Source organism: Candidatus Pelagibacter ubique HTCC1062 (genome assembly GCF_000012345.1).
In the GTDB taxonomy this organism is placed as follows: Bacteria; Pseudomonadota; Alphaproteobacteria; order Pelagibacterales; family Pelagibacteraceae; genus Pelagibacter; species Pelagibacter ubiqueversans.
Genome location: NC_007205.1, coordinates 917,713 through 940,729 on the forward strand (window position 1 = coordinate 917,713; position 23,017 = coordinate 940,729).

Below are 23,017 nucleotides of genomic sequence, written 5' to 3' on the forward strand. Positions count from 1 at the left end.
CTTAGCCTCATGAAACAATTACTATTTATATTATTTATTTATTTATCATTTTTAAACCCTGTTCATTCTGAAGAAAGGGAAGCTCGAGGTTTAGTGAGCGCAACGGAGAAAGTTTCCATTTCCAGTGAAATTGCTGCAAGAGTTCAAAGTATTAATTTTTTATTAGGAGATGCTTTTAAAGAAGGGGATGTGCTGATTAGTTTTGATTGTGAAATTTATAAAGCACAAAAAGATGTAATTAAAGCCGAACATGAGAGTGCAAGAATACAATTAGAAAATGATAAAGAGTTATTAGAACTAAGATCAATTGGTAAACTCCAATACCAATTAACAGTTTCAAATTATGAAAAGGCTAAAGCAGAATTGAGTATTGCAACTTTAAATGTGGATCGATGTGAAATCATTGCTCCTTATGATGGAAAAGTGATGGATGTTTATACAACTATTTTTACCAGTATAGAACAAAGACAACCCTTAATGGACATTGTTGGGGATGGATTATTAGAAGCTGAAATTGTTGCTCCAAGTAATTGGCTTAAATGGTTAAAAAAAGGACATAACGTAAAAATCATTATTGATGAAACTGGAGAAACGTTAGATGCAACCGTTATTAGTTTAGGAGCTACAGTGGATGCAATTAGTCAAACAATAGAATTAAAAGCACAGTTTAATGAAAAATACGATTCATTAATACCTGGAATGAGTGGGATCGTTAAATTTTGAGTGAAGATAAAAACATAAAAGTTGCTCGGTTATTTGGTTTAGAAAAAAAAGCAAGAGAAGCAAGATCTCAAGACGAACTACATTTTGTAATCGCAAATGAGACAAGACAAATTATCGATTATATCAGTGCGTTTTTATTATTAAAAACACCAGCGGATAAATTTAATATTAAAGCAACCTCTGATTTAGCTACAGTTGATAGAACGTCACCTTTACTTACTTTTATAGAAAACTTTGTGAACAACGATAAATCGTTAAGTGATAAAGAAATTCAAAATTTAGAATTAGACAAAATTGCTAAAAATATTAATTCTGAGAAACCAAAAAATTTACCCGAAAACATTTTATTTATTCCAATTATTTCACCTCAAAAAGGCCTACAAGGTTATTTATTATTAGTAAGAAGTGAAAAATTTTCTGAAAACGAAATTGAACTTGCCGGACATTTGTCTTCAACTTATGGTCATGCTTTTAATTCGTTCTTAAAAGATTTTTCAATTAAAAATCATTATAAAAAATATTTAACTGGAAAAAAATCATGGAAAATTTATGCAGCTATTTTTATAATTTTAATTTTACCTATTCGAATAACTAGTACGGCTCCAGTTGAGGTTATAGCAAAAAATCCAAGCTTAGTTACTTCACCATTTGATGGGGTGGTTAAAAATATTGTAGCAAGTAATAACGATAAAATTAAGCAAGGTGATTTATTGGTTTTATTAGAAGATATCGAACTTAAGAATAATTTAAATATTACAAACCAATCCCTTCAAGTAGCTCAAAAAGAACTTCTTCGAAGCAGACAATCATCCTTTACGAATAATGAGGAAAAAGCTCGATTAGCAGAATTAGTGGCACAAGTAGAATTAAAAAAAGTAGAAGTAGCATCAGCACAAGAAAAGCTAAAAAATACAAAATTATTTGCAAAACAAAAAGGAATTGCAATTGTAGATCAAAAAAATGATTGGCAAGGACGACCCGTTGCAGTGGGTGAAAAAATTATGACTGTTGCAAATCCTGATGAAGTTGAGTTTTTGATATGGTTGCCGGTTAAAGACTCGTTAGTTATTAAAGAAAATTCTAAAGTTAAAGTGTTTTTAGACATCAATCCAATTAGCTCGTTAAAAGGAAAACTTTTAAGATCTTCTTACGAACCTTCTTTGTCTCCTGAAGAAATATTATCTTATAAATTAGGAGCTAGTTTTGAGGGAAAAAAACCTCCAAGAATAGGATTGAGAGGAACGGCTAAAGTTTATGGTTCAAGAGTTTTTCTATTCTATTATGTTCTTAGAAAACCAATTACTTTTGTAAGACAATTAATAGGAATATGATCGTTCCTTATCTAAGACAAGATTTAGAAGTTTTTCGTGGTAATAGCCGTGAAGATGGTTCGCCCGCATGGCTTTTATATGATGCAATTCGAAATAAATACTTCACACTTGGTTTAACTGCTTTTAAACTTATTAAAAACTGGAGTGGAGGTGAAGATATTAAAAACTTTGAAAAGAAAATTAATTCATCAGGAATTGAAACCAATGAAGATGAAATAAAAAGTTTTATTAGTTTTCTTCACCAAAATAATTTAATTGTCCAACCTTCTGGTCAAAACGTTAGCTATTTACTACAACAAAAAAATAGCATGAAGAAGAGCTGGTTATTATATTTAATACACAGTTATCTATTTTTTAAAATTCCATTATTTAAACCAGACAATTGGCTTTCTAAAACTTTAAAATATGTAAAATATTTTGGTTCAAAACGATTTAGAAATATTACTTACTTCTTTGGTTTTGTTGGTTTATTTTTAGTCGCTCAACAATTTGAAACCTTTAAAAGCACTTTTCTTTATTTCTTTTCTTTTCAAGGGTTAATGCTTTATTTCTTAACTTTAGTTTTTGTAAAATGTCTTCATGAGTTAGGACATGCTTATATTGCAAAACACTATGGTTGCAGAGTATCTGCGATTGGAATAGCTTTTTTAGTTTTTTTTCCATTTTTATATACCGATACAACTGATGCCTGGAGACTTAGAAATCACAAAGAAAGATTATTAATAAACTTTGGTGGTATACTTACAGAATTACATCTAGCGTTATTTGCAACTTTTATTTGGGGAATTTTACCTGAGGGTGGATTTAAAAGTGCAGCCTTTTTCATTGCAACAACATCATGGATTTCATCCTTAACAATTAATGTAAGTCCTTTCATGAGATTTGATGGCTACTATGTTTTTTCCGATTGGTTAAAAGCTGAAAATTTACAACCTCGTTCATTTGCTCTTGCAAGGTGGAAAATAAGGGAAACTTTATTTGGTCTTAATCATAGTCCTCCAGAAGAAATTAACCCCTCAAGAAGATGGACTTTTATCGTTTATGCTTGGGCGACATGGCTGTATCGATTTTTTCTATTTTTAGGTATTGCACTTTTAGTTTATCACCTAGCATTTAAATTTTTAGGAATCATACTGTTTGCGGTTGAAATTTATTGGTTCATTATGTTACCGGTAATTCGTGAAGTGAATAATTGGTACAAATTAAAATCTGAAATAAAATTTAACAAACAAACCAAAAGAACTTTAATCATTATTACTGCTTTATTAATGGTTTTATTCTTACCCTGGAAGTCATCTTTAAAAATACCTGCAGTATATATTTCTGAGCAGTATTTAAAAATTTACGCACCTTATCCTTCAATGATTAAAAGAATATTAGTTGAAAAAGATGATGAAGTTGAAAAAGGACAAAATCTAATTGAACTTTATTCGCCTGATTTAGAGAATGAAATTATTTCATTAAGAAGAAATATAAAACTAATCAAGACAAAGATTAATCGATTAAGTAATTCAGCAGGAAATATGGATCAATACTTAACGTTACAACAAAGATTAATTGCTCTACAAACAGAATTATCTGGTCTTACAAAAGTTCAAAATAAGCTTTTAATTAAAGCACCCATTAAAGGAAAGATAAAAGATTTTTATAATTTATCTGAAGATATGTGGGTTAGTAATTTAGATCAACTTTTAGGTATTGTTCAATTCGGTACTGGAAAAGTAAAAGGATTTATTAAAGAAGAACAAATAGATCGATTTTTAGAAAAAAACCCAGCTGTCTTTATTCCAAACGATGGAATTCATGATAAAGTTTATTTAGTTTCAAAATCACTAGATTTATCTGCTGTTAATAATCTTCCTTACATTTCATTAAGCTCAATTCATAATGGTCCAGTTGCTATAAGAAATTTTACAGGAGGAAAATTTCAATATCGTCCACAAACAGCACATTATATTGCAGACTTCAAACTTGCGAAACGTAGTAAAATTCAATTCGAATTACCTGGTTATGTTCATATTGAAGGGAGTCGATACAGCCCTTTTACAAAATTGTTTAAAAATATTATTGCTATTCTTGTAAGAGAAAGTGGTTTTTAAATATCATTAGTTTATTAAACCTAAAATGGACGTCTTTTGATATAAAAAGATACATCAAATCAATTATAATTTTAAAAATGAAAGTTATAAATAATAAAAAAGGTTTTACCTTAATTGAATTATTAGTGGTAGTTGCCATCATTGGTATTTTATCATCTGTCGGGGTTGTTGCTTATAATGGGTATACAGCTGGGGCTAAAGAATCAGCTTGCAAAGGTAATTTTAGAACCATAGTTAAATCTGTTTATGAAAATATAATGTGGTGTGAGCTTAACCCAACAATTAATTTTTTGTGGAATAATGAACAATCTTGGGAATTTGATTGTGATACTATGTTCTATAACGGCATGTCAGTTGCGTCTCAGTGGGGGTACACGACAACTGAACAATTAGTCAGTCTTACTGTAAGAGATATTTCTAGTCAAGATAGTCATAGAAAACCAGACTCAAATATAGGTTCAAGAACAACACTTAAAACGATGACTAATCCCTACACTGGTTCTGGTTCTGTTTCTGGTGGTACTGCAAGGAGGGAAATTTATGATGGAGATAGATATGATATGAGAGGTAGTGTATCTCTTTTAAAAAGAGATAGTAGTGGAAATGAATTAAGCAATAATTGGCAGCAAGAGGGACAACTGTATCTAATAACTAAATGTCGTGATAAAGTGATAGAATACGAATTTGATATCTATTGAAAATTTATATGTTTTCTTAAAATGGATAAATAATTAACATAAAATACTTCTTTCCATTTTCATATTTAATGTCTATAAGATACTACCATGGCGCGATATATCTTTGTCACCGGCGGTGTGGTTTCTTCCCTTGGTAAAGGTCTCTCTTCAGCATCATTAGCTTATCTATTACAATCAAGAGGTTACAAAGTTAGAATTAGAAAACTAGATCCGTATTTAAATGTGGATCCAGGAACTATGAGCCCATTTCAACATGGAGAAGTTTTTGTAACCGATGATGGAGCTGAAACAGATTTAGATTTAGGTCACTATGAAAGATTTTCAGGAGTGTCTGCAAAAAAATCAGATAATATTACAACAGGAAAAATTTATAGCGATGTTCTTAGAAAAGAAAGAAAAGGAGAATATTTAGGAAAAACTGTCCAAGTTATTCCACATATTACTGATCGTATAAAACAATTTATCAAACACGATTCATCCAAAGAAGATTTTGTTATTTGTGAAATAGGTGGAATAGTAGGGGATATAGAAAGCCTGCCATTTGTAGAGGCGATTAGACAATTTGCAAATGATGTGGGTAAAAAAAATGCATTATTCATTCATTTAACCTTAGTTCCTTACTTAAAAGCATCGGATGAAATAAAAACAAAACCAACCCAACACTCAGTTAAAGAATTAAGAAGTATAGGTATTCAACCAGATATCATCATTTGTAGATCGGAAAGACCTATTCCATTAGATCATAGAAAAAAAATATCATTATTTTGTAATGTGGATATTAAAAATGTTATTGAGACAGTAGATGTAAGAACTATTTATGAAGCTCCAATGAGCTTTTTTAAAGAAAAATTAGATTTGCAAGTTTTAAATTATTTTAAATTAAAATCAAAAAAACCTGCAAACTTAAATCCTTGGAAAAAAATAACTAAAATAATTTTACATAATAAAAAACAAGTTAATATTGCAATCATTGGAAAATACGTGGAGTTAAAAGATGCTTATAAATCTTTAGATGAAGCATTAACCCATGGAGGAATTGATAATAAAGTTAAAGTCAATTTAGTTAGAATAGATTCTGAAAAATTAAAAATTTCTGAAATTAAGAAGAAGCTTAAAAATATTTCAGGCATATTAATTCCCGGTGGATTTGGTAAAAGAGGCACAGATGGAAAAATTGAAGCTATCAAACACGCCAGACTAAATAAAATTCCATTCCTTGGAATTTGTTATGGAATGCAAATGGCCATCATTGAATTTGCAAGAAATCAATTGAATTTAAAAAATGCTACCTCAAGTGAGTTTGATAAAAAAGGATTACCTATTATTGGATTAATCAATGAATGGACCAAAGATGGTAAAAAGATTAAAGGAACCGATAAAGATTTAGGAGGCACAATGAGACTGGGTTCTTATGATGCAAAACTAAAAGATAATTCAAAAATCAGTAAAATTTATAAATCCAAATTAATTAAAGAGAGACACAGACATAGATATGAAGTCAATATTGCTTTTAAAGATAAATTTGAAAAAAAAGGGATGATTTTTTCAGGGTTATCGCCTGATAATAAGTTACCTGAGATTATAGAGTTAAAAAATCACCCATGGTTTATAGGGGTTCAGTTTCACCCTGAATTTAAATCTAGACCTTTAGCTCCTCATCCTTTATTCTCTTCATTTATCAAGGCAGCTAAAAATCATAAATGAGTAGTAAAAAAGTTAATTGCGGAAATATAGAAATTTCAAACGATAATAAGATTTGTATTATTGCTGGACCTTGTCAGCTTGAAACTGAACAACATGCAATGGACATGGCAGGTAAAATTCAAGAAATTACAAAAAAATTAGGTCTTGGATTTATCTATAAAACTTCATTTGATAAAGCGAATAGAACCAGTTTAAAAGGGCAAAGAGGGGCCGGTTTAGAAGCTTCCCTTCCCGTATTTGATAAAATTAAAAAAGAACTCAACGTTCCAATTTTAACCGACATTCATAACGCAGAACAATGTTCATTATTAAAAGATCATGTTGATATTTTGCAAATACCTGCATTTCTATGTAGGCAAACGGATCTGTTAATCGCTGCTGCAAAAACGAATAAAATTATAAATGTTAAAAAAGGTCAATTCCTAGCACCATGGGATATGGTTAATGTTACAAAAAAAATTTCAGACTCGGGTAATAATAACATTTTAGTTACAGAAAGAGGAGCAAGCTTTGGTTATAATACTCTTGTCTCTGACATGAGATCTCTACCCATAATGGCAAAAAATGGTTATCCTGTTATTTTTGATGCCACACATTCAGTTCAACAACCTGGAGGCCTAGGCGAGACTAGTGGTGGTCAAAGAGAGTTTGTTGAGTACTTAGCAAGAGCTGCGGTTGCTGTAGGTGTTGCGGGTGTTTTTATTGAAACACATCAAGACCCAGATAATGCTCCATCTGATGGACCTAACATGGTTCCATTAGATAAATTAGAAAAATTATTATCTCAATTATTTGAAATAGATAATCTGATTAAAAAATAAATGAGTAAGATTTTAAAGATTAAAGCTCGTCAAGTTTTTGATAGTAGAGGAAACCCCACAATTGAAGCTGAAGTTTATTCAAAAAAATTAAGTGCGTCTGCCATTTGTCCATCGGGTGCTTCAACCGGAACTTATGAAGCATTTGAAAAAAGAGACGATAACAATAAAAAATATTTAGGTAAAAGTGTTTTAGGTACAGTCAATTTAGTTAATACGAAAATTTCAAAAAAATTAATAGGTACAAATATTCATGATCAAACACGTATTGATACAATCTTAATTAATCTTGATGGTACTAGGCAAAAAACAAATTTAGGTGCTAATGCAATTTTAGCTGTATCAATGGCTGCTAAAAAGCTTTCAGCAAAGATTAAGAATGTTCCACTGTATAAAACTTTTTTAGTAAAAAATAATTATAAATTACCATATCCATTAATGAATATTATTAATGGTGGAGCACATGCTAATAACGGATTAAGAATTCAAGAGTTCATGATTAGACCCGATAAAGCTAAAAACTTTTCAGAAGCTATGAGAATATGCTTTGTTGTAATTAATAACTTAAAAAAGCTAATTATAAAGAAAGGGTTGTCAACATCTGTAGGAGATGAGGGGGGCTTTGCTCCAATGATTAGTAATAATGAAAAAGCTTTAGATTTAGTTGTTGCTGCAATTAATAAGTCTGGTTTTAAAAATGGCAAAGATGTTTCGATTTGCTTAGATGTAGCGGCAAATGAATTAATGAAGAAAGATAAGTATTCTATTCATTCAAAAAAATTTGTTTCGGTAGATCAATCTATTAAAGAATATAAGAAAATAATAAATAAATACAAAATTAAATCTATTGAAGATCCATTTGGAGAAAATGATTGGATGGCATGGAGTAAATTAATGAAAAATACTAATAATGTGCAAATAGTTGGAGATGATTTGTATGTAACTAATTTAGAAAGACTTAAAAAAGGCTTTTTAAATAATTCTTCAAACTCTATATTAATTAAACTCAATCAAATTGGTACGGTATCTGAAACACTTGAAGTTATAAAGTTTGCACAAATTATTGGATATAAAACAATAATTTCTCATAGATCTGGAGATAGCGAAGACACTTTTATAGCAGACCTGGCTGTAGGTACAAATTCAAATCAAATAAAAACTGGATCTTTAGCTAGATCAGAACGTGTTGCAAAATATAATCAATTATTACGTATAGAAGAAGAACTTGGAAAAAAAGCATCAATGAGTAAAATTCATTAATGCTGGGGAAATTAAAAAAAAATTATTTTTTATTAATCTCTACTTTTTTAATACTTTATTTTTTCTTTAACCTTCTAGATGGTGAAAGAGGTCTTTTTTCTTATTTTAAAAAAAAAGAAATTTTAGTTAATTTAAAAATTGAAGAAGCTAATTTATCTAATAAAATCAAAGAGCTTGAATTTAAAAACTCTCTATTAAGTACTAAATTAGACCTAGATTATGTTGAAACCTTAATTAGAGAAAAATTTATGTTTGGCAAAGAAGGAGAGACCCTTTATATAATTAAAAAGAATGACAACTAAGCCAAGACATCCAGAAAAAGTTAACAAACCTTTAAATCCAATCAAAAAAAAACCTGATTGGATAAGATCTAAACTTGTTAATAGTAAAGAGTTTTTTCTAACAAAAACAATTGTTAATAATAATAATTTAGTAACGGTATGTCAGGAAGCTAACTGTCCAAATATCACAGAATGTTGGAGCAAAAGACATGCAACATTTATGATAATGGGTGATACTTGCACAAGAGCATGTGCTTTTTGCGATGTAAAAACAGGTAGGCCTGGAAAACTAGACTCATTAGAACCCGTTAAAATAGCTGAAGCCGTAAAAAAATTAAATTTAAAACATGTCGTAATCACTTCTGTTGATAGAGATGATCTCGACGATGGAGGATCAAATCATTTTTTTGAGGTAATTGATCAAACAAGAAAAAGAAATCCTAATACATCAATTGAGGTTTTAACACCTGATTTTCTAAGAAAAGGAGATGCTTATAAAAAAGTACTAGAAGCTAATCCTGATGTTTTTAATCATAACATTGAAACTGTGCCTAGACTTTATTTAAAAGTAAGACCAGGCTCTAGATATTTTTCATCATTAGAACTCTTAAAGAATGCAAAATTAGTTAATAAAAATGTTTTCACAAAATCAGGATTAATGGTTGGATTAGGTGAGAATAAAGAGGAGATCATTCAAGTGATGGATGATCTAAAAGCAGCTGATGTAGATTTTTTAACTATTGGTCAATACTTACAACCCTCTGTAAGACACCACCCCTTAGATCGTTATTACCATCCAGATGAATTTAAAGAGTTAGAAACTATTGCAAAATCAAAAGGATTTTTATTAGTTTCATCGACACCTTTAACTAGATCTTCATATCATGCAGATGAAGATTTTGCTAAACTTCAACTAAATAGAATTAACAATCATTAATGCCTAAGGCATCAGTTAAAAGAAGTATAAATAAAAAAAAAAATAAACTTATTGAGTTTGTTTTGGATATCGAAAAATATCCAGAATTCATCCCTTTTTGCCTAGACTCAAAAGTCTACGATAGAAAAGATGAAAATAATCAAATTTTAATCATAGCAGATTTAACAATTGGAAAGGGTCCTTTTAGCGATACTTATAAAAGTGACGTTAGATTTAATAAAAAAGATGACACGATTAATGTTACTAATTTAGATGGACCACTAAAACATTTACAAAATAATTGGAAATTTATAGAAAATAATAACATCACTGAGGTTTATTTTGATGTTGATTTTGAAATTAAAAATAAGTTTTTAAATTTGTTAATGGAAAAATCTTTTGAATTTGGTTTAAATAAAATTGCTGATGCTTTTCAAAAAAGAGCTGAAACAGTATAAAAAATTTAAAAAACTGCTCAAATTAAAGAGCTAACAATATCCAAGGCCCTTTTAACTGAAGCTTTTTGAATTGAGCTTCTTGTTTTTTGTTTAAAAATATTTTTTGTTATCACCAATTTATTGGATCTTTTTACTCCTATATAGACTAATCCGATGGGTTTGTTTTTAGTTGCGCCATTAGGACCTGCAATTCCAGTGACAGATACATTTATTTGAGCTTTAGAAATCTTTGTTAAATTTTTAACCATAGCCTCACAACATTCAGCACTAACAGCACCATATTTCTTAATAATATTTTTATTTACTTTTAAAATATTGATTTTTGCTTGATTAGAATAGGTAATAAGACCTATGTTAAATACTTTAGATGCACCACTAATAGAAGTAATAGATGCAGCTAACAGCCCTCCTGTGCAAGACTCGGCAAAAGATATTTTAAGTTTTTTTTTGATTAATTTTTTTACAATATTTTTCATTATAAAATATAATTCTTTAAAATCATGAAACATACAAGGGTTAGAACCACATAAAAACCAGCACAGATATCATCCATAATTACACCAAAACTATTCTTAAAGTTTTTATCAAAAAAGTTTACAGGAAATGGCTTCATGATATCAAAATATCTAAAAAGAATAAAAAATAGAGCATAATAAACGATAGCTTCACCACCATCTTTTGTTGTTCCATGTGATATCTCATAAAGATATATAGGAATTGATTGACCTAAAAATTCATCAATTATTATTTCACCAGGATCCTTATTTTCACTATTTTCTATATAACTTGAAACAGCATAAAATGAGTAAATAAATATTATTATCAATCCAAATAAAATTATATTTGGTGAAATATTTAAAGTGTGAAATAGATAATAAAGAATAATTACAGTCGCCAGTGACCCAAATGTTCCAGGCATATATTTAATTTTACCAAGACCAAACATAGTAACTAATAATGAGTTGAAGGAATTAATCATTTTTAATAACTGAGGCTATAACTTCACAAGCTATAGCTTTTTCTTTACCAATTACACCTAACTTTTCAGTTGTTTTACCTTTTATATTAATTTGAGTGGGAGAGATATTACAAATTTTTGCAATACAGTTTAATATTTGTTTTTTATATTTTTGAATTTTAGGTTTTTGAGTAATGATATTAATATCAAGATTATTTATTAGATAACCTTTTTTTAGAGTTTGCTTAATTATTTCACTTAATAGAATTGTAGATCTAATATTTTTAAATTTCTTATTCTTATCTGAGAATTTTTCACCAATATCACCCATAGAACACGCTCCAAGTATAGCATCTGTTACAGCATGTAACACAGGATCTCCATCAGAATGACCTAATGTGCCAATAGGTGAGGGTATTTTAACCCCACCTAAATAAAGTTTTTTGTTAGGCACTAACCTATGAACATCAAAACCTATTCCAAATTTTATTAAATTATTAAATTTAATATCTGAATTTATTGTAATTTTATTATTAGTAGTTTCGCCCTTTATAATCTTTATTTTTTTACCAGCTCTTACAAATAAGTTAGCATCATCAGTAACTTCCTCACTTTTATTATTTTGAAGTTCAAAAAGTTTTTTATAGTTAAATGCTTGAGGTGTTTGGATTAAGTAAATATTTTCTCTTTTTAAATTTTTAACATTATTCGATATTTTCTGCTTAACTGTATCTGCAGTTTGAATTGCGGGAATTACACAATCATTTAATTTTAATTCATTCATTAATTTATTTAAAAGTTTTAAAGAAAAATTTGGTCTTGCAGCATCATGAATTATTACATTTTTAAAATTATTTTCTTTAATACTTTTTAAGGCATTATAAGCAGACTCTGCTCTTGTTTTTCCACCTGTGATAATTCTGATGTTTTTAATATTAAGTTTCTTGATAAAATTTTTGTGTTTTTTATTTACTACCAGAACAATTTTATTAAATTTATTAAAAACTTTAGCTTTATCAATTGAATGCAATAATAAAGGTTTACCTTTATAATTTGTGTAGGGTTTTGGAGTATTTGAATTAAATCTTTTACTTTCACCTCCAGCAAGTATTATAAAGCAACTATTCATGATAAAAATATATAACACATTATTTTGTTCAAAATGATTGATTTTATTAAAAAAAATATATTCATCATTCTAGTATTTTTAATTACTTTATTCATAGGTTTTATAACTTTTTTAACGTTTATTGATAAAAGTTTTTTAAAATTATCTGATGACAATCTCCAACTATTATTAATTGGAAATATTGCATTGTTAATACTTCTTTTTTTTATGATATTTTCAGAAGTAAGAAATTCTTTAAAGATAGATGTTGATGTAAGTGGCTCTAAAGCCAATAGAAAATATATAACATTCTTTGCATTATTTACTTTAATTCCTTCGATTTTAATTTCTTTATTTTCATTATTTCTCCTTTCATTTGCTCTTGATAAATATTTAGATAAAAAAATAACAACAGCTGTTAATAATTCTTATGAAATTGCAAAAAGCTATACTGAGGAAGTTAGAACAAAAACACAATCAGAAATAATTTTAATAGCATTTGATTTAAACAAAAGTATCAATTTTTTAAATACAAATATTAATCAATTTAAAAGTTTTCTTAAAACTCAAAAACTAATTAGAGGTATGGATGAAGTTCATATTATTGAAGGTAATGGAAATTTATATTTATCAACTTTAGAAGATACTACTTTATATACACCTCCTTTAAGTGATGCTTTAGAAATGGTCCAAAATGATAAAAGACCACTTAAGATTATTAATGCTTATAAAAATCAAACAGCATCTATTATAAAGCTTGAAAACTTTGAAGGTAAGTATTTATATATTGTAAAGTATTTAGATAAAAAAATTTCTCAATATTTACTAGAATCTCAAGAAGCTCTTAATTTTTACTACACAGTTTTAAATAAACAAACCGGGATTAAGATATCATTTGTATTTATTTATCTAGTTATAGTTTCACTATTATTATTTTTATCCATATCAATAGCTATAAGATTTTCATCAAGATTTTTTAGGTCTATTAATAATTTAATTATTGCATCATCCAATATTGGAAAAGGTAATCTAGATATTAAAGTACCAGAAATTAAAACTGATAAAGACATGGAGATTTTAAATCAAAATTTTAATTTAATGATAGATAAATTAAAATCACAACAAGAAAAAATTATAATAAAAGAAAGACACGAAGCTTGGGAAAATTTAGCTAGAAAATTAGCTCATGAAATTAAAAATCCACTCACACCTATTCAATTAACTATCGATAAATTGAAAAATAAATATTCTGAAAAAATAGCAGATCATGAAAAAGAAGATTTTTCCAAAAGTTTATTAATTATTGGAAAGCAAATTAAACAAATTGAAAATTTAGTTAATGAATTTTCTGATTTTGCAAGAATGCCAAAACCAATTCTCAAAAATAACAACCTAGTTTCTTTGATAAAAGATAATGTTAAATTAATAAATGAATTAGATAATGAAATCATAATTGATTTTAAATCAAGTAAATCTAAAATTCTTTTAAACTCTGATAGTGAACAATTAAGCAGAGTTTTCTTCAATTTAATTAAAAATTCTATTGAAAGTATACAGGATAAGAAAATTAATAATGTTAATTTTAATGGAAAAATCGATATCTCTATAAATGAGAATGAGGAAATAATTAACTTCATAATTATCGATAATGGATTAGGATTTGGAATATTTAAAAACAATATAAAAGACATTCTAAATCCTTATTTTACAACTAAAAAAAAAGGTACGGGCTTAGGTTTATCTATTGTTAATAAAATAATAAATGATCATAATGGTAAAATAAATTTTATATCACTTGAAATGGGTGCAAAAATTGAAATTACATTTACAAAATAATGAGTACTGAAATATTAATTATTGATGATAATGCAGATATTAGAAACATTATTAATGATCTAATAATTGAAGCTGGTTACAAAACAAGATTAGCTGCAAACTATAATCAAGCATTAAATGAGATTGATAAAAAACTCCCAGATGTTGCAATAATAGATGTTAAGTTAGATAAAAGTGACAATGATGGTTTAGAACTGTTATCACACATCAAAACTAAGGATAAAAATATTCCAGTTATAATAATTACAGGGCATGCGAATGTTGAAATGGCAATCAAAGCTTTAAAAGCTGGTGCTTTCGAATTTATTGAAAAACCTTTTAATCAGGAAAGATTATTAAATTTTATTAATAGGGCTGTTGAAAATTTAAATCTTAAAAATAAGAATAAAGAATTTGAAAGTAAACTTTTTTATTCTTATGAACTAATTGGTGTTAGTGACAATTTTAAAAAAATAAAAGATCAAATAGATAAAATATCAGTTTCCGAAAGTAGAATTTTTATCAATGGACCTACTGGCTCAGGTAAAGAGTTGATAGCAAGAAAGATACATAAAGAATCCAAAAGACAGAAGGGTCCTTTTGTTATTCTGAATGGCGCATTACTTGATATTAAAAAATATGAATTAGAATTATTTGGTGAAGAAAAAAATAATGGCTCTATAACTTATGGCGCTTTAGAGAAATCAACAAAGGGTATACTTTTAATAGATGAAATTTCTGAAATCCCACTTGATACTCAATCTAAAATTTTAAGAGTTTTAATAGATCAAAAATTTAGAAGAATTAATGGCAGCCATGATATTAATGTTGATGTAAGAATTATATGCTCATCTAGTAAAGATATAAAAAAAGAAATAAAAAATGGTAATTTTAGAGAAGACTTATATCATCGACTTAATGTATTTGAAATTAACATCGACCCTTTAAAAGACAGGGTTTCAGATATACCTTTGTTAGTTGAATATTTTTCTGAAAAAATTTCAATAAACTACAATTTAAAAAAACTAAGTATTGATACAAATAATAAATATTTACTCAATTATGATTGGCCAGGAAATGTTAGAGAATTAAGAAATTTAATAGAGAGAATAGCAATACTTGCGCCTGATAGTACTGATAAAATTTCAAATATTATTAAAGAATCTCTAAAAACACCTGATATTAGAAATATACCATCAGAAAACTCTTTATCTATACCATTAAAAGAAGCTAGAGAAAATTTTGAAAAAGAGTATTTAACTACCCAATTAAAAAAATTTAATGGCAATATATCAAAAACTGCCGATTTTATTGGAATGGAAAGATCTGCCTTACATAGAAAGCTTAAAGGTTTAGGGATCAAGGAATTAAACTAAATGAATATTATAATTTGTGGAGCTGGTAGAGTGGGCTTTACTATCGCAAAAATTTTAAGTGAGCAAGGACACTCAATAACCATAATTGATCAATCAAGTGAAGATATACAAAAGATTGATGACACACTAGATGTAAAGTCTATTGTGGGTAAAGCTACTTATCCATCAATCTTGGAAAAGGCAAACGCAACCGAAGCTGATATGATTATCGCAGTAACTCGTAATGATGAAATTAACATGTTGATATGTCAAATTGCATTTTCAATATTTAATGTTCCAAAAAAAATAGCAAGGATCAGATCACAAGATTATTTAAATCCAAAATTTACAAAAGTTTATAATAAAGAAAATTTACCAATAGATGTTATTATCTCACCTGAGATTGAGATAGCAAAGTCACTTCAAAGAAAACTAGAAGCCCCTGGTTCACTAGATAATGTTCCTTTTGCTAATAATAAAATTAGATTGCTTGAGATTTTGATAGATGAAAATTGTCCAATAAAAGATATCAAACTTAATGAACTTACAAAAAAATTTCCAAAACTTAATTCTAATATAATGGGAGTAATTAGAGATGAAAAATTTGTTTTATTAAAAAAAACGGATGTAATGCTTAAAGAAGATAAAGCTTATGTTGTAATTAATGCCTCACAAATGAATGAAACCTTAGCAGCCTTTGGTCATACAGAAAAAATTTCTAATAAAATTTTAATAATTGGAGGAGGAAATATAGGATTTAACTTAGCAAAAAATTTAGAAGAAAGTTTTGATTCTGCAAGAGTTAAGATAATAGAAAAAGATAAGGAAAGAGCAGAACTTATTGCAAGTCAATTAAATAACACAATTGTTATAAATGGAGATGCTTTAGATGAAGAAGTTTTATTGGAGGCAAATTTAGAAGAGGTTCAAACTGTTTTGGCTCTGACAAATGACGACGAAGATAATTTAATGATAAGTGTATTGGTTGAAAAATTTGCTAAAGACAATGATGAATTAAGTGACAAAAGAACTATGGCTTTAATTAACAAGCCTAATTATTCTCTTTTACAATCTTCTTTAAAAATTGATGATTTTATTGATCCTAGAATGAATACTGTATCAAGTATCTTAAAACACATTCATAAAGGCACTATTGAAAATGCTTATAGTATTTTGAATGGTGAATATGAGATTATTGAAGCTGAAATTATTGAAACTTCAGAGTTAGTAAATAAAGAGTTAAAAAATTCTAACTTACCAGATGAAATAAGAATAGGTGCAGTTTTAAGAGGTGAAGAAGTAATTATTCCTAGATCAAATTTTGTATTTAAAAAAGAGGATATTGTTGTTCTTTTGGCTAATAAAGATTTCTTACATGTTGTAGAAAACATGTTTCGTATAAGCTCTATTTAATTTAATGAAATACTTTAAACTCATTTACTTGAGTGTTTTTTTTGGAATAGTTTCAATTTTAGCTTTTTTTAATATCACTTACTCTTACTATCTAAACCTCTATCTAAATCTAAATACTTATATATTTACATTTATAGTCTCTATTCTTTTAACAATATTATTTTATTATTCAAAAAATAATGATGAAAAAAAAATAACTATATATGATAAAATATTAACAATACTTCTTGGTTATTTTTTATTACCACTAGTTATTTCTATACCTTTTTATTTTAGTATTTATAATTTAACTTTTGTTAACGCTTTCTTCGAATCAATTTCTGGATTTACCTCAACAGGCTTTACTATTTTTAACAATATTAATCATATTGATCAAAGCTTAATATTATGGAGATCTGCATCTCAATGGATAGGGGGTCTTTATTTTTTATTTTCTATAATACTTTTAATTGATATTTTTGATCATAGTTTTAAAAAATCTTTAACTAATTTTTTATCTTTTAATAAATCTGAAACATTCAAGCAAGCATTTAAAATTTTTTTATTTTATTCATTAATTACACTTTCAATTTTTATAATTCTAAGTTTATTTGATATTAGGTTATTTAATTCTCTAAATTTAGCAATGACCATAATTTCATCAGGTGGTTTTTTACCATCTAATAATTTGTCTAATATATTGGTCAATAATTCCCAAGTTATAATTATATCAACTTTATTACTATCTTCTTTTTTTAGTATTTTTTTAATTTACAATTTAATCTTTACAAAAAACCATAACCTTAATTTCTTTAATGAAGATATTCATCTGTTATTTTATTTCTTATTTTTGTTGATTATTTTTTTTGTATTTTTAAATTTTGAAAATAATTTTAGTGAATTATTTTTATCCTTAACGAGCAGTATTTCTAATGTAGGTTTTTCTCTTAATAATTCTTCTAATAATTTATCTTTTGTTTTTCTAATACTTGTTATTATTGGAGGATCTTTTTTTTCGACAAGTTCTGGTATTAGGTTTTTAAAAATTTATTCTTTATTTAAATATTCAATTAACGAAATTCTTTCTTACAGTAGACCTAAAAATATTTACATAAATAAACACTTGTTTTCAAAAGATACATTTAAATTAGATGAAATTTATAAATATTTTTTATCTGTAATAGTTTTTATAATTTCTTTATTAATTTTAACCTTTCTATTAACTTTAAGTGAAATTGATTTTGAAAGCTCTTTTAAACTCTCAATATTAACCATAATGAATACAGTAAATTCATCAATGTTTGGGTTGGCTGATTTTAGTTTTTATGATCTACATTTTATCACTAAGTATTATCTTATTTTCTTTATGATTATTGGTAGACTAGAGCTTCTAACTTTATTAATTATTTGTAAAAAATTTCTTTTTAAAAATTAAATTCGTACTATAAATATACAAATATTAATTTGCGCTCTTAGCTCAGCTGGATAGAGCATCGGTTTTCTAAACCGAGGGTCGGTGGTTCGAGTCCACCAGAGCGCACCATCACTATATGTAACACATTGTTTTTAATGGAGCACAACATATAGTTAAAACAATTCTAAAAACTAAAATTTTATTTTGATGCGAGTTATAAAATGTTAAACATCTGACTTAATTCAAATCATTTTGAATTATTTGTTAACAAATAAATAAATAAAACAGAGGAATAAAATATGTTTAAATACGTAAAACAATTAACTTCTCTAGTTGCTATGGTTGCAGTTCTGTTTACTTTTACAACAGAAACAATGGCCGCTAAGAAGTCAAAAACTCTTAAGAACACTCAGAAAAAAGGTTTCGTAAGATGTGGTGTATCTCAAGGTCTACCTGGATTTTCAAATGCTGACGCTGCTGGAAATTGGACTGGTGTTGACGTTGATGTATGTAGAGCGGTTGCTGCTGCAGTATTAGGTGATGCGAACAAAGTTAAGTTCACTCCACTAAGTGCTAAAGAAAGATTCACAGCTCTAACTTCTGGTGAGATTGATATCTTATCAAGAAACACAACTTGGACACTTTCTAGAGATGCTGACATTGGTTTAACATTCGTTGGAGTTAACTTCTACGATGGCCAAGGTTTCATGGTAAGAAAAGACTCAGGAATTACTTCTACGAGCCAATTCAAAAATGGAATTTCAGCATGTACTAACATTGGTACTACAACTGAACTAAACATGAGAGACTTCTTTAATTCAAAAGGAATTTCTTATGAGCCAGTTGCTTTTGAAAAAGCTGATGAAGTTGTTGCAGCTTATGACTCAGGCAGATGTGACACTTACACAACTGACAAATCTGGTCTAGCAGCACAAAGAACAAAAATGACTAACCCTGATGATCACGTAGTGTTACCAGAGACTATTTCTAAAGAGCCTCTAGGACCTGTTGTACGTCAAGGTGATGCAGTTTGGGAAGACATCGTAAGATGGTCACTAAACGTAATGATCGAAGCTGAAGAGTACGGTATTAACTCTGCAAACGCTGACATGATGAAAACTTCTGAAAACCCACAAATCAAAAGACTTGTTGGTTCTGAAGGTGAATTAGGTGCAGCATTTGGTTTAGATAACGATTGGAGCTTAAGAATTATCAAACAAGTTGGTAATTATGGAGAAAGCTACAAGAGAAATATCGCTGATACTGGTATTTTACCTGACAGAGGTCCAAACCAAATTTGGACTAAAGGTGGACTACTATACGTACCACCAGCAAGATAATTATTATCTAACAAAACATAAAAAGGGCTAGATTTATCTAGCCCTTTTTTTATAATACTCATCACATGAAATTAAAAAAAATCTTACCTCAACTATTAACATTATTATTTATAGTTTTAATATTTGGTTTCTTTACCATGAATGCTCAAGAGAACATGGATACAAGAGGTATCGAATTTGGTTTTGGTTTTTTAACTCAAGAGGCATCATTTGATATACAATTTTCTTTAATTGATTATGATGGGTCACACTCCTATGCAAGAGCATATCTTGTTGGATTATTAAATACACTCTTAGTAGCTTTCATTGGAATTATTTTAGCTACATTATTGGGTCTTATTGTTGGTGTTGCAAGATTATCTCCAAATTATTTGATTAGAAAAACTGCTTCTTTTTACATAGAATTTTTTAGAAATGTTCCATTATTATTACAGATTTTCTTTTGGTATTTTGCAGCTCTAAGAGCTCTGCCAATGCCTCAAGATGCTACATTATTATTAGGTTCATCTTTTATGACCATAAAGGGACTTTATACACCAGCTCCAATTTGGACAAATTTCGATATTTTTTTTACAACGTTAATTGTAGCAATGATTTTAATTTTCTTTTTTGTCAAATTTGCGAAAAAGAAACAAGAACAAGAAGGAAAACAATTGCCAGTATTAATTATCTCATTAGCTATTTTTATAGGTCTACCACTGTTAACATTTTTAGTGGGTGGTGTTGATTTATCTTTTAGCTTTCCAGAATTAAGAAAAATGTCTCAATCTTCTTACACATTTGATGGGGGTATGGGTATACCACCTGAGCTAATTGCGCTAACTTTAGCCTTAACTCTCTATACGGCAACTTTTATTGCAGAAAATGTAAGAGCAGGTATTCAAGGTATTGGTAAAGGGCAAAAAGAAGCTGCTGCATCAATTGGTTTAACACCAAGCCAAGTTTTGAAATTAGTAATTATGCCTCAAGCGTTAAGAATAATTATACCACCTACTACTAATCAATATTTAAATTTAACCAAAAACTCTTCTTTAGCAGCAGCAATTGCTTATCCAGATCTAGTTTTAGTTTTTGCGGGTACTGCAATGATGCAAACAGGAAAGGCAATTGAAATTGTTGGTATTACAATGGCCACATATTTAACTATTAGTATAGCAATTTCATTACTAATGAATTGGTACAACCAAAGAATAGCGATAAAGGAAAAATAATGAATTCAAAAAATCTTGATTTATCAAAATCTAAAATTCAAATAAATAGAAATACTTCTCTGATTATTGGAATTTTATTTTTTTTCTTAGGTATTTTTGATTTTTGTTTAAATAATTTTTTAGGTACAAATATTACCTCTTTCTTACCTAGGTTTATTAATTTTTTTACCCCTTTAATCTTTGGGGTAATTGGTCTTCATTTTATTAGAATTGAATTTTCAGGTATTAAAATTTTAGATAGCCTTAATAAAAATATTAACCCAAGTAATTTTAATGCAGCTTTAAGTTTGTGTATTATTTTTCTTATAATATTTTCACTTCCTCCATTATTAAATTGGTTCATTTTTGATGCTAATATTTCTGGTGACACTAAAGAAGCGTGTACTGGTGGTGGCGCTTGTTGGGTTTATATCAAAGTTTGGTTTAATAGATTTATGTATGGAATGTATCCTAATGCAGAACAATGGAGAATTAATATTACATTTATTGCTGTATTATCCTTTATGGCAGCTGGATTTTTTGTACCTGCTAAATTTAGAAATTATCTTTCTCTTTATTACACCCTTATATTACCAATTATTTCTTTTATCTTAATCTACTATTTGATTTCAGGAGGTTCTTTTGGACTTGAGTGGGTTGAAACAGGTGCGTGGGGTGGCTTATCTTTAACCTTTATAGTTTCTTTTTTCTCTCTAATTTTTTGCTTTCCAATTGGTATGATGTTGGCTCTTGGTAGAAGATCTGATTTACCGGTTGTTAAATATTCATCTCTTTCATTCATTGAATTTTGGAGAGGTGTTCCTTTAATTACAGTTTTATTTATGTCAGCTGTAATGTTTCCAATGTTTTTACCTGATGGAACATATGTAGATAAACTAATTAGAGTTGTTGTAGCAATTACTTTATTTGAAGCGGCTTATACAGCTGAAGTTATAAGGGGAGGATTACAAGCACTTCCGCGAGGCCAGTATGATGCAGCTAAATCACTTGGTATGGGTTACTGGAAACTTCATATTTTTGTTATTCTTCCACAAGCTTTAAAATTAGTAATTCCAGGAATAGCGAATACGTTCTTAGCACTTGTAAAAGATACACCACTAATTTTTGTAGTAGGTCTTTTAGAGGTAGTTGGTATGTTAAATTTAGCTAAAACTAATCCCGAATGGCTAGGATTTTCGATGGAAGGATATGTATTTGCTGGAATAATATTCTGGATTATTTGTTATAGTATGAGTAAATATAGCCAGAAATTAGAATTAAAATATAAAACAGATAGATAAATTATGTCAGATTCAATTATTCAAATTCAAAATGTAAACAAGTGGTTTGGGGATTTTCAAGTATTAAAAGAAATAAATCTTGAAGTTAAACCTAAAGAAAAAATCGTTGTGTGTGGACCATCTGGATCTGGAAAATCTACACTAATTAGATGTATTAATAGACTAGAAGAGCATCAAAAAGGATCAATCATTGTTGATGGTACTGAAATTTCAGAAGATACAAAAAATATAGAACAAGTTAGAGCTGAAGTTGGGATGGTTTTTCAACAATTTAATTTATTTCCTCATTTATCTATTTTAGATAATTGTACGTTAGCTCCAATTTGGGTAAAAAAAATGCCCAAAAAAGAAGCAGAAAAATTAGCATTAGAACACCTTGAAAGAGTACAAATTTTAGATCAAGCTCAAAAATTCCCAGGTCAATTATCGGGTGGACAACAACAAAGAGTTGCTATTGCAAGAGCACTTTGTATGGAACCTAAAATTATGTTATTTGATGAACCTACTTCTGCGTTAGATCCTGAAATGATTAAAGAGGTACTAGATGTTATGGTTAATTTAGCAAAACAAGGTATGACAATGATTGTTGTAACTCATGAGATGGGCTTTGCTAAAGAGGTAGCTGACCAAATGATATTTATGGATGAAGGAATGATTGTAGAAAAGGCCACTACTAAAGACTTTTTTGCTAATCCTAAAAGTGATCGTACTAAACTTTTCTTAAGCCAAATTTTATAAGTCTTTTTAAAGCTTATAGTTCAACAATTTTATTTTTTCATTTTATATTATAAGTTCTTGACACATTTTGTTATTTTCTACTTAACTTTATAAAATAAATAAATTTTTGTGTTGCGAT

Annotated in this window: 21 protein-coding genes and 1 tRNA gene; 19 read left to right on the forward strand and 3 right to left on the reverse strand. The window is 28.1% G+C overall.

The annotated features are described in order from the left end of the window. The first annotated feature begins 9 nt into the window (after positions 1–9). The 10 genes from SAR11_RS04670 (at position 10) to SAR11_RS04715 (ending at position 10,288) form a co-directional block, all read left to right on the forward strand. Positions 10–723, forward strand: a complete 714-nt coding sequence (locus tag SAR11_RS04670) for an efflux RND transporter periplasmic adaptor subunit (protein ID WP_011282050.1) — start codon at positions 10–12, stop codon at positions 721–723. Next, complete coding sequence (locus SAR11_RS04675) at positions 720–2,054, forward strand: efflux RND transporter periplasmic adaptor subunit (RefSeq protein WP_006996984.1); 1,335 nt, start codon at positions 720–722, stop codon at positions 2,052–2,054. The genes SAR11_RS04670 and SAR11_RS04675 overlap by 4 nt, the downstream gene beginning before the upstream one ends. Continuing rightward, the gene (locus SAR11_RS04680) at positions 2,051–4,153 is read left to right on the forward strand and encodes a site-2 protease family protein (RefSeq protein ID WP_011282051.1); all 2,103 of its coding nucleotides are present in this window, start codon (positions 2,051–2,053) and stop codon (positions 4,151–4,153) included. The genes SAR11_RS04675 and SAR11_RS04680 overlap by 4 nt, the downstream gene beginning before the upstream one ends. A 77-nt stretch (positions 4,154–4,230) precedes the next feature. Continuing rightward, positions 4,231–4,851 carry a type IV pilin protein gene (locus tag SAR11_RS04685; RefSeq protein WP_041185789.1) on the forward strand — a complete coding sequence of 207 codons (621 nt, stop codon included), beginning with the start codon at positions 4,231–4,233 and terminating at the stop codon, positions 4,849–4,851. Between the two features lie 87 nt (positions 4,852–4,938). Next, positions 4,939–6,555 carry a CTP synthase gene (locus SAR11_RS04690; protein WP_011282053.1) on the forward strand — a complete coding sequence of 539 codons (1,617 nt, stop codon included), beginning with the start codon at positions 4,939–4,941 and terminating at the stop codon, positions 6,553–6,555. Beyond that, the gene (gene kdsA / locus SAR11_RS04695) at positions 6,552–7,376 is read left to right on the forward strand and encodes a 3-deoxy-8-phosphooctulonate synthase (RefSeq protein WP_011282054.1); all 825 of its coding nucleotides are present in this window, start codon (positions 6,552–6,554) and stop codon (positions 7,374–7,376) included. Before SAR11_RS04690 ends, kdsA begins: the two co-directional genes overlap by 4 nt. Continuing rightward, the gene (gene eno / locus SAR11_RS04700) at positions 7,377–8,633 is read left to right on the forward strand and encodes a phosphopyruvate hydratase (protein WP_011282055.1); all 1,257 of its coding nucleotides are present in this window, start codon (positions 7,377–7,379) and stop codon (positions 8,631–8,633) included. After that, positions 8,633–8,935 (forward strand): FtsB family cell division protein, encoded by a 303-nt coding sequence (locus SAR11_RS04705; RefSeq protein WP_006996975.1) that lies wholly within the window; start codon positions 8,633–8,635, stop codon positions 8,933–8,935. The genes eno and SAR11_RS04705 overlap by 1 nt, the downstream gene beginning before the upstream one ends. Continuing rightward, positions 8,925–9,851, forward strand: coding sequence for a lipoyl synthase (gene lipA / locus SAR11_RS04710; RefSeq protein ID WP_011282056.1), 927 nt, complete (start codon positions 8,925–8,927; stop codon positions 9,849–9,851). The genes SAR11_RS04705 and lipA overlap by 11 nt, the downstream gene beginning before the upstream one ends. Beyond that, entirely contained in the window at positions 9,851–10,288 is a 438-nt protein-coding gene (locus SAR11_RS04715; RefSeq protein WP_006996973.1) for a type II toxin-antitoxin system RatA family toxin, read from the forward strand. Before lipA ends, SAR11_RS04715 begins: the two co-directional genes overlap by 1 nt. A gap of 17 nt (positions 10,289–10,305) precedes the next feature. On the opposite strand, the gene SAR11_RS04720 is transcribed toward SAR11_RS04715, so the two are convergent. From SAR11_RS04720 to ispD, 3 genes are read right to left on the reverse strand one after another with little or no spacing between them, the layout of a single operon-like run. Next, positions 10,306–10,797 carry a CinA family protein gene (locus SAR11_RS04720; RefSeq protein ID WP_011282057.1) on the reverse strand — a complete coding sequence of 164 codons (492 nt, stop codon included), beginning with the start codon at positions 10,795–10,797 and terminating at the stop codon, positions 10,306–10,308. Continuing rightward, positions 10,764–11,267 (reverse strand): phosphatidylglycerophosphatase A family protein, encoded by a 504-nt coding sequence (locus tag SAR11_RS04725; protein ID WP_011282058.1) that lies wholly within the window; start codon positions 11,265–11,267, stop codon positions 10,764–10,766. The genes SAR11_RS04720 and SAR11_RS04725 overlap by 34 nt, the downstream gene beginning before the upstream one ends. After that, entirely contained in the window at positions 11,260–12,375 is a 1,116-nt protein-coding gene (gene ispD, locus SAR11_RS04730; RefSeq protein ID WP_011282059.1) for a 2-C-methyl-D-erythritol 4-phosphate cytidylyltransferase, read from the reverse strand. The genes SAR11_RS04725 and ispD overlap by 8 nt, the downstream gene beginning before the upstream one ends. A gap of 33 nt (positions 12,376–12,408) precedes the next feature. Between ispD and SAR11_RS04735 the strand changes: the two genes are divergently transcribed. The 9 genes from SAR11_RS04735 (at position 12,409) to SAR11_RS04775 (ending at position 22,899) form a co-directional block, all read left to right on the forward strand. Next, positions 12,409–14,190 (forward strand): sensor histidine kinase, encoded by a 1,782-nt coding sequence (locus SAR11_RS04735; protein WP_011282060.1) that lies wholly within the window; start codon positions 12,409–12,411, stop codon positions 14,188–14,190. Beyond that, complete coding sequence (locus SAR11_RS04740; protein ID WP_011282061.1) at positions 14,190–15,545, forward strand: sigma-54-dependent transcriptional regulator; 1,356 nt, start codon at positions 14,190–14,192, stop codon at positions 15,543–15,545. Before SAR11_RS04735 ends, SAR11_RS04740 begins: the two co-directional genes overlap by 1 nt. Continuing rightward, positions 15,546–16,937, forward strand: coding sequence for a Trk system potassium transporter TrkA (gene trkA / locus SAR11_RS04745; RefSeq protein ID WP_011282062.1), 1,392 nt, complete (start codon positions 15,546–15,548; stop codon positions 16,935–16,937). 4 nt (positions 16,938–16,941) lie between these two features. Then, positions 16,942–18,351 carry a potassium transporter TrkG gene (locus SAR11_RS04750; protein ID WP_011282063.1) on the forward strand — a complete coding sequence of 470 codons (1,410 nt, stop codon included), beginning with the start codon at positions 16,942–16,944 and terminating at the stop codon, positions 18,349–18,351. A gap of 31 nt (positions 18,352–18,382) precedes the next feature. Next, positions 18,383–18,459: transfer RNA gene (locus SAR11_RS04755), tRNA-Arg, on the forward strand. 170 nt (positions 18,460–18,629) lie between these two features. Then, positions 18,630–19,670, forward strand: a complete 1,041-nt coding sequence (locus tag SAR11_RS04760) for an amino acid ABC transporter substrate-binding protein (protein ID WP_011282064.1) — start codon at positions 18,630–18,632, stop codon at positions 19,668–19,670. A gap of 65 nt (positions 19,671–19,735) precedes the next feature. Beyond that, entirely contained in the window at positions 19,736–20,881 is a 1,146-nt protein-coding gene (locus SAR11_RS04765) for an amino acid ABC transporter permease (RefSeq protein WP_011282065.1), read from the forward strand. Beyond that, positions 20,881–22,161, forward strand: coding sequence for an amino acid ABC transporter permease (locus SAR11_RS04770; RefSeq protein WP_011282066.1), 1,281 nt, complete (start codon positions 20,881–20,883; stop codon positions 22,159–22,161). The genes SAR11_RS04765 and SAR11_RS04770 overlap by 1 nt, the downstream gene beginning before the upstream one ends. A gap of 3 nt (positions 22,162–22,164) precedes the next feature. Further along, positions 22,165–22,899 carry an amino acid ABC transporter ATP-binding protein gene (locus SAR11_RS04775; RefSeq protein ID WP_006996961.1) on the forward strand — a complete coding sequence of 245 codons (735 nt, stop codon included), beginning with the start codon at positions 22,165–22,167 and terminating at the stop codon, positions 22,897–22,899. Positions 22,900–23,017 lie beyond the last annotated feature (118 nt).

Bases quoted from the DNA above. Each gene is read 5' to 3' on its own strand.
- SAR11_RS04670 (WP_011282050.1), top strand. From the start codon at position 10: ATGAAACAATTACTATTTATATTATTTATTTATTTATCATTTTTAAAC.
- SAR11_RS04680 (WP_011282051.1), top strand. From the start codon at position 2,051: ATGATCGTTCCTTATCTAAGACAAGATTTAGAAGTTTTTCGTGGTAAT.
- SAR11_RS04685 (WP_041185789.1), top strand. From the start codon at position 4,231: ATGAAAGTTATAAATAATAAAAAAGGTTTTACCTTAATTGAATTATTA.
- SAR11_RS04690 (WP_011282053.1), top strand. From the start codon at position 4,939: ATGGCGCGATATATCTTTGTCACCGGCGGTGTGGTTTCTTCCCTTGGT.
- kdsA (WP_011282054.1), top strand. From the start codon at position 6,552: ATGAGTAGTAAAAAAGTTAATTGCGGAAATATAGAAATTTCAAACGAT.
- eno (WP_011282055.1), top strand. From the start codon at position 7,377: ATGAGTAAGATTTTAAAGATTAAAGCTCGTCAAGTTTTTGATAGTAGA.
- SAR11_RS04705 (WP_006996975.1), top strand. From the start codon at position 8,633: ATGCTGGGGAAATTAAAAAAAAATTATTTTTTATTAATCTCTACTTTT.
- lipA (WP_011282056.1), top strand. From the start codon at position 8,925: ATGACAACTAAGCCAAGACATCCAGAAAAAGTTAACAAACCTTTAAAT.
- SAR11_RS04715 (WP_006996973.1), top strand. From the start codon at position 9,851: ATGCCTAAGGCATCAGTTAAAAGAAGTATAAATAAAAAAAAAAATAAA.
- SAR11_RS04720 (WP_011282057.1), bottom strand. From the start codon at position 10,797: ATGTTTCATGATTTTAAAGAATTATATTTTATAATGAAAAATATTGTA.
- SAR11_RS04725 (WP_011282058.1), bottom strand. From the start codon at position 11,267: ATGATTAATTCCTTCAACTCATTATTAGTTACTATGTTTGGTCTTGGT.
- ispD (WP_011282059.1), bottom strand. From the start codon at position 12,375: ATGAATAGTTGCTTTATAATACTTGCTGGAGGTGAAAGTAAAAGATTT.
- SAR11_RS04735 (WP_011282060.1), top strand. From the start codon at position 12,409: ATGATTGATTTTATTAAAAAAAATATATTCATCATTCTAGTATTTTTA.
- SAR11_RS04740 (WP_011282061.1), top strand. From the start codon at position 14,190: ATGAGTACTGAAATATTAATTATTGATGATAATGCAGATATTAGAAAC.
- trkA (WP_011282062.1), top strand. From the start codon at position 15,546: ATGAATATTATAATTTGTGGAGCTGGTAGAGTGGGCTTTACTATCGCA.
- SAR11_RS04750 (WP_011282063.1), top strand. From the start codon at position 16,942: ATGAAATACTTTAAACTCATTTACTTGAGTGTTTTTTTTGGAATAGTT.
- SAR11_RS04760 (WP_011282064.1), top strand. From the start codon at position 18,630: ATGTTTAAATACGTAAAACAATTAACTTCTCTAGTTGCTATGGTTGCA.
- SAR11_RS04765 (WP_011282065.1), top strand. From the start codon at position 19,736: ATGAAATTAAAAAAAATCTTACCTCAACTATTAACATTATTATTTATA.
- SAR11_RS04770 (WP_011282066.1), top strand. From the start codon at position 20,881: ATGAATTCAAAAAATCTTGATTTATCAAAATCTAAAATTCAAATAAAT.
- SAR11_RS04775 (WP_006996961.1), top strand. From the start codon at position 22,165: ATGTCAGATTCAATTATTCAAATTCAAAATGTAAACAAGTGGTTTGGG.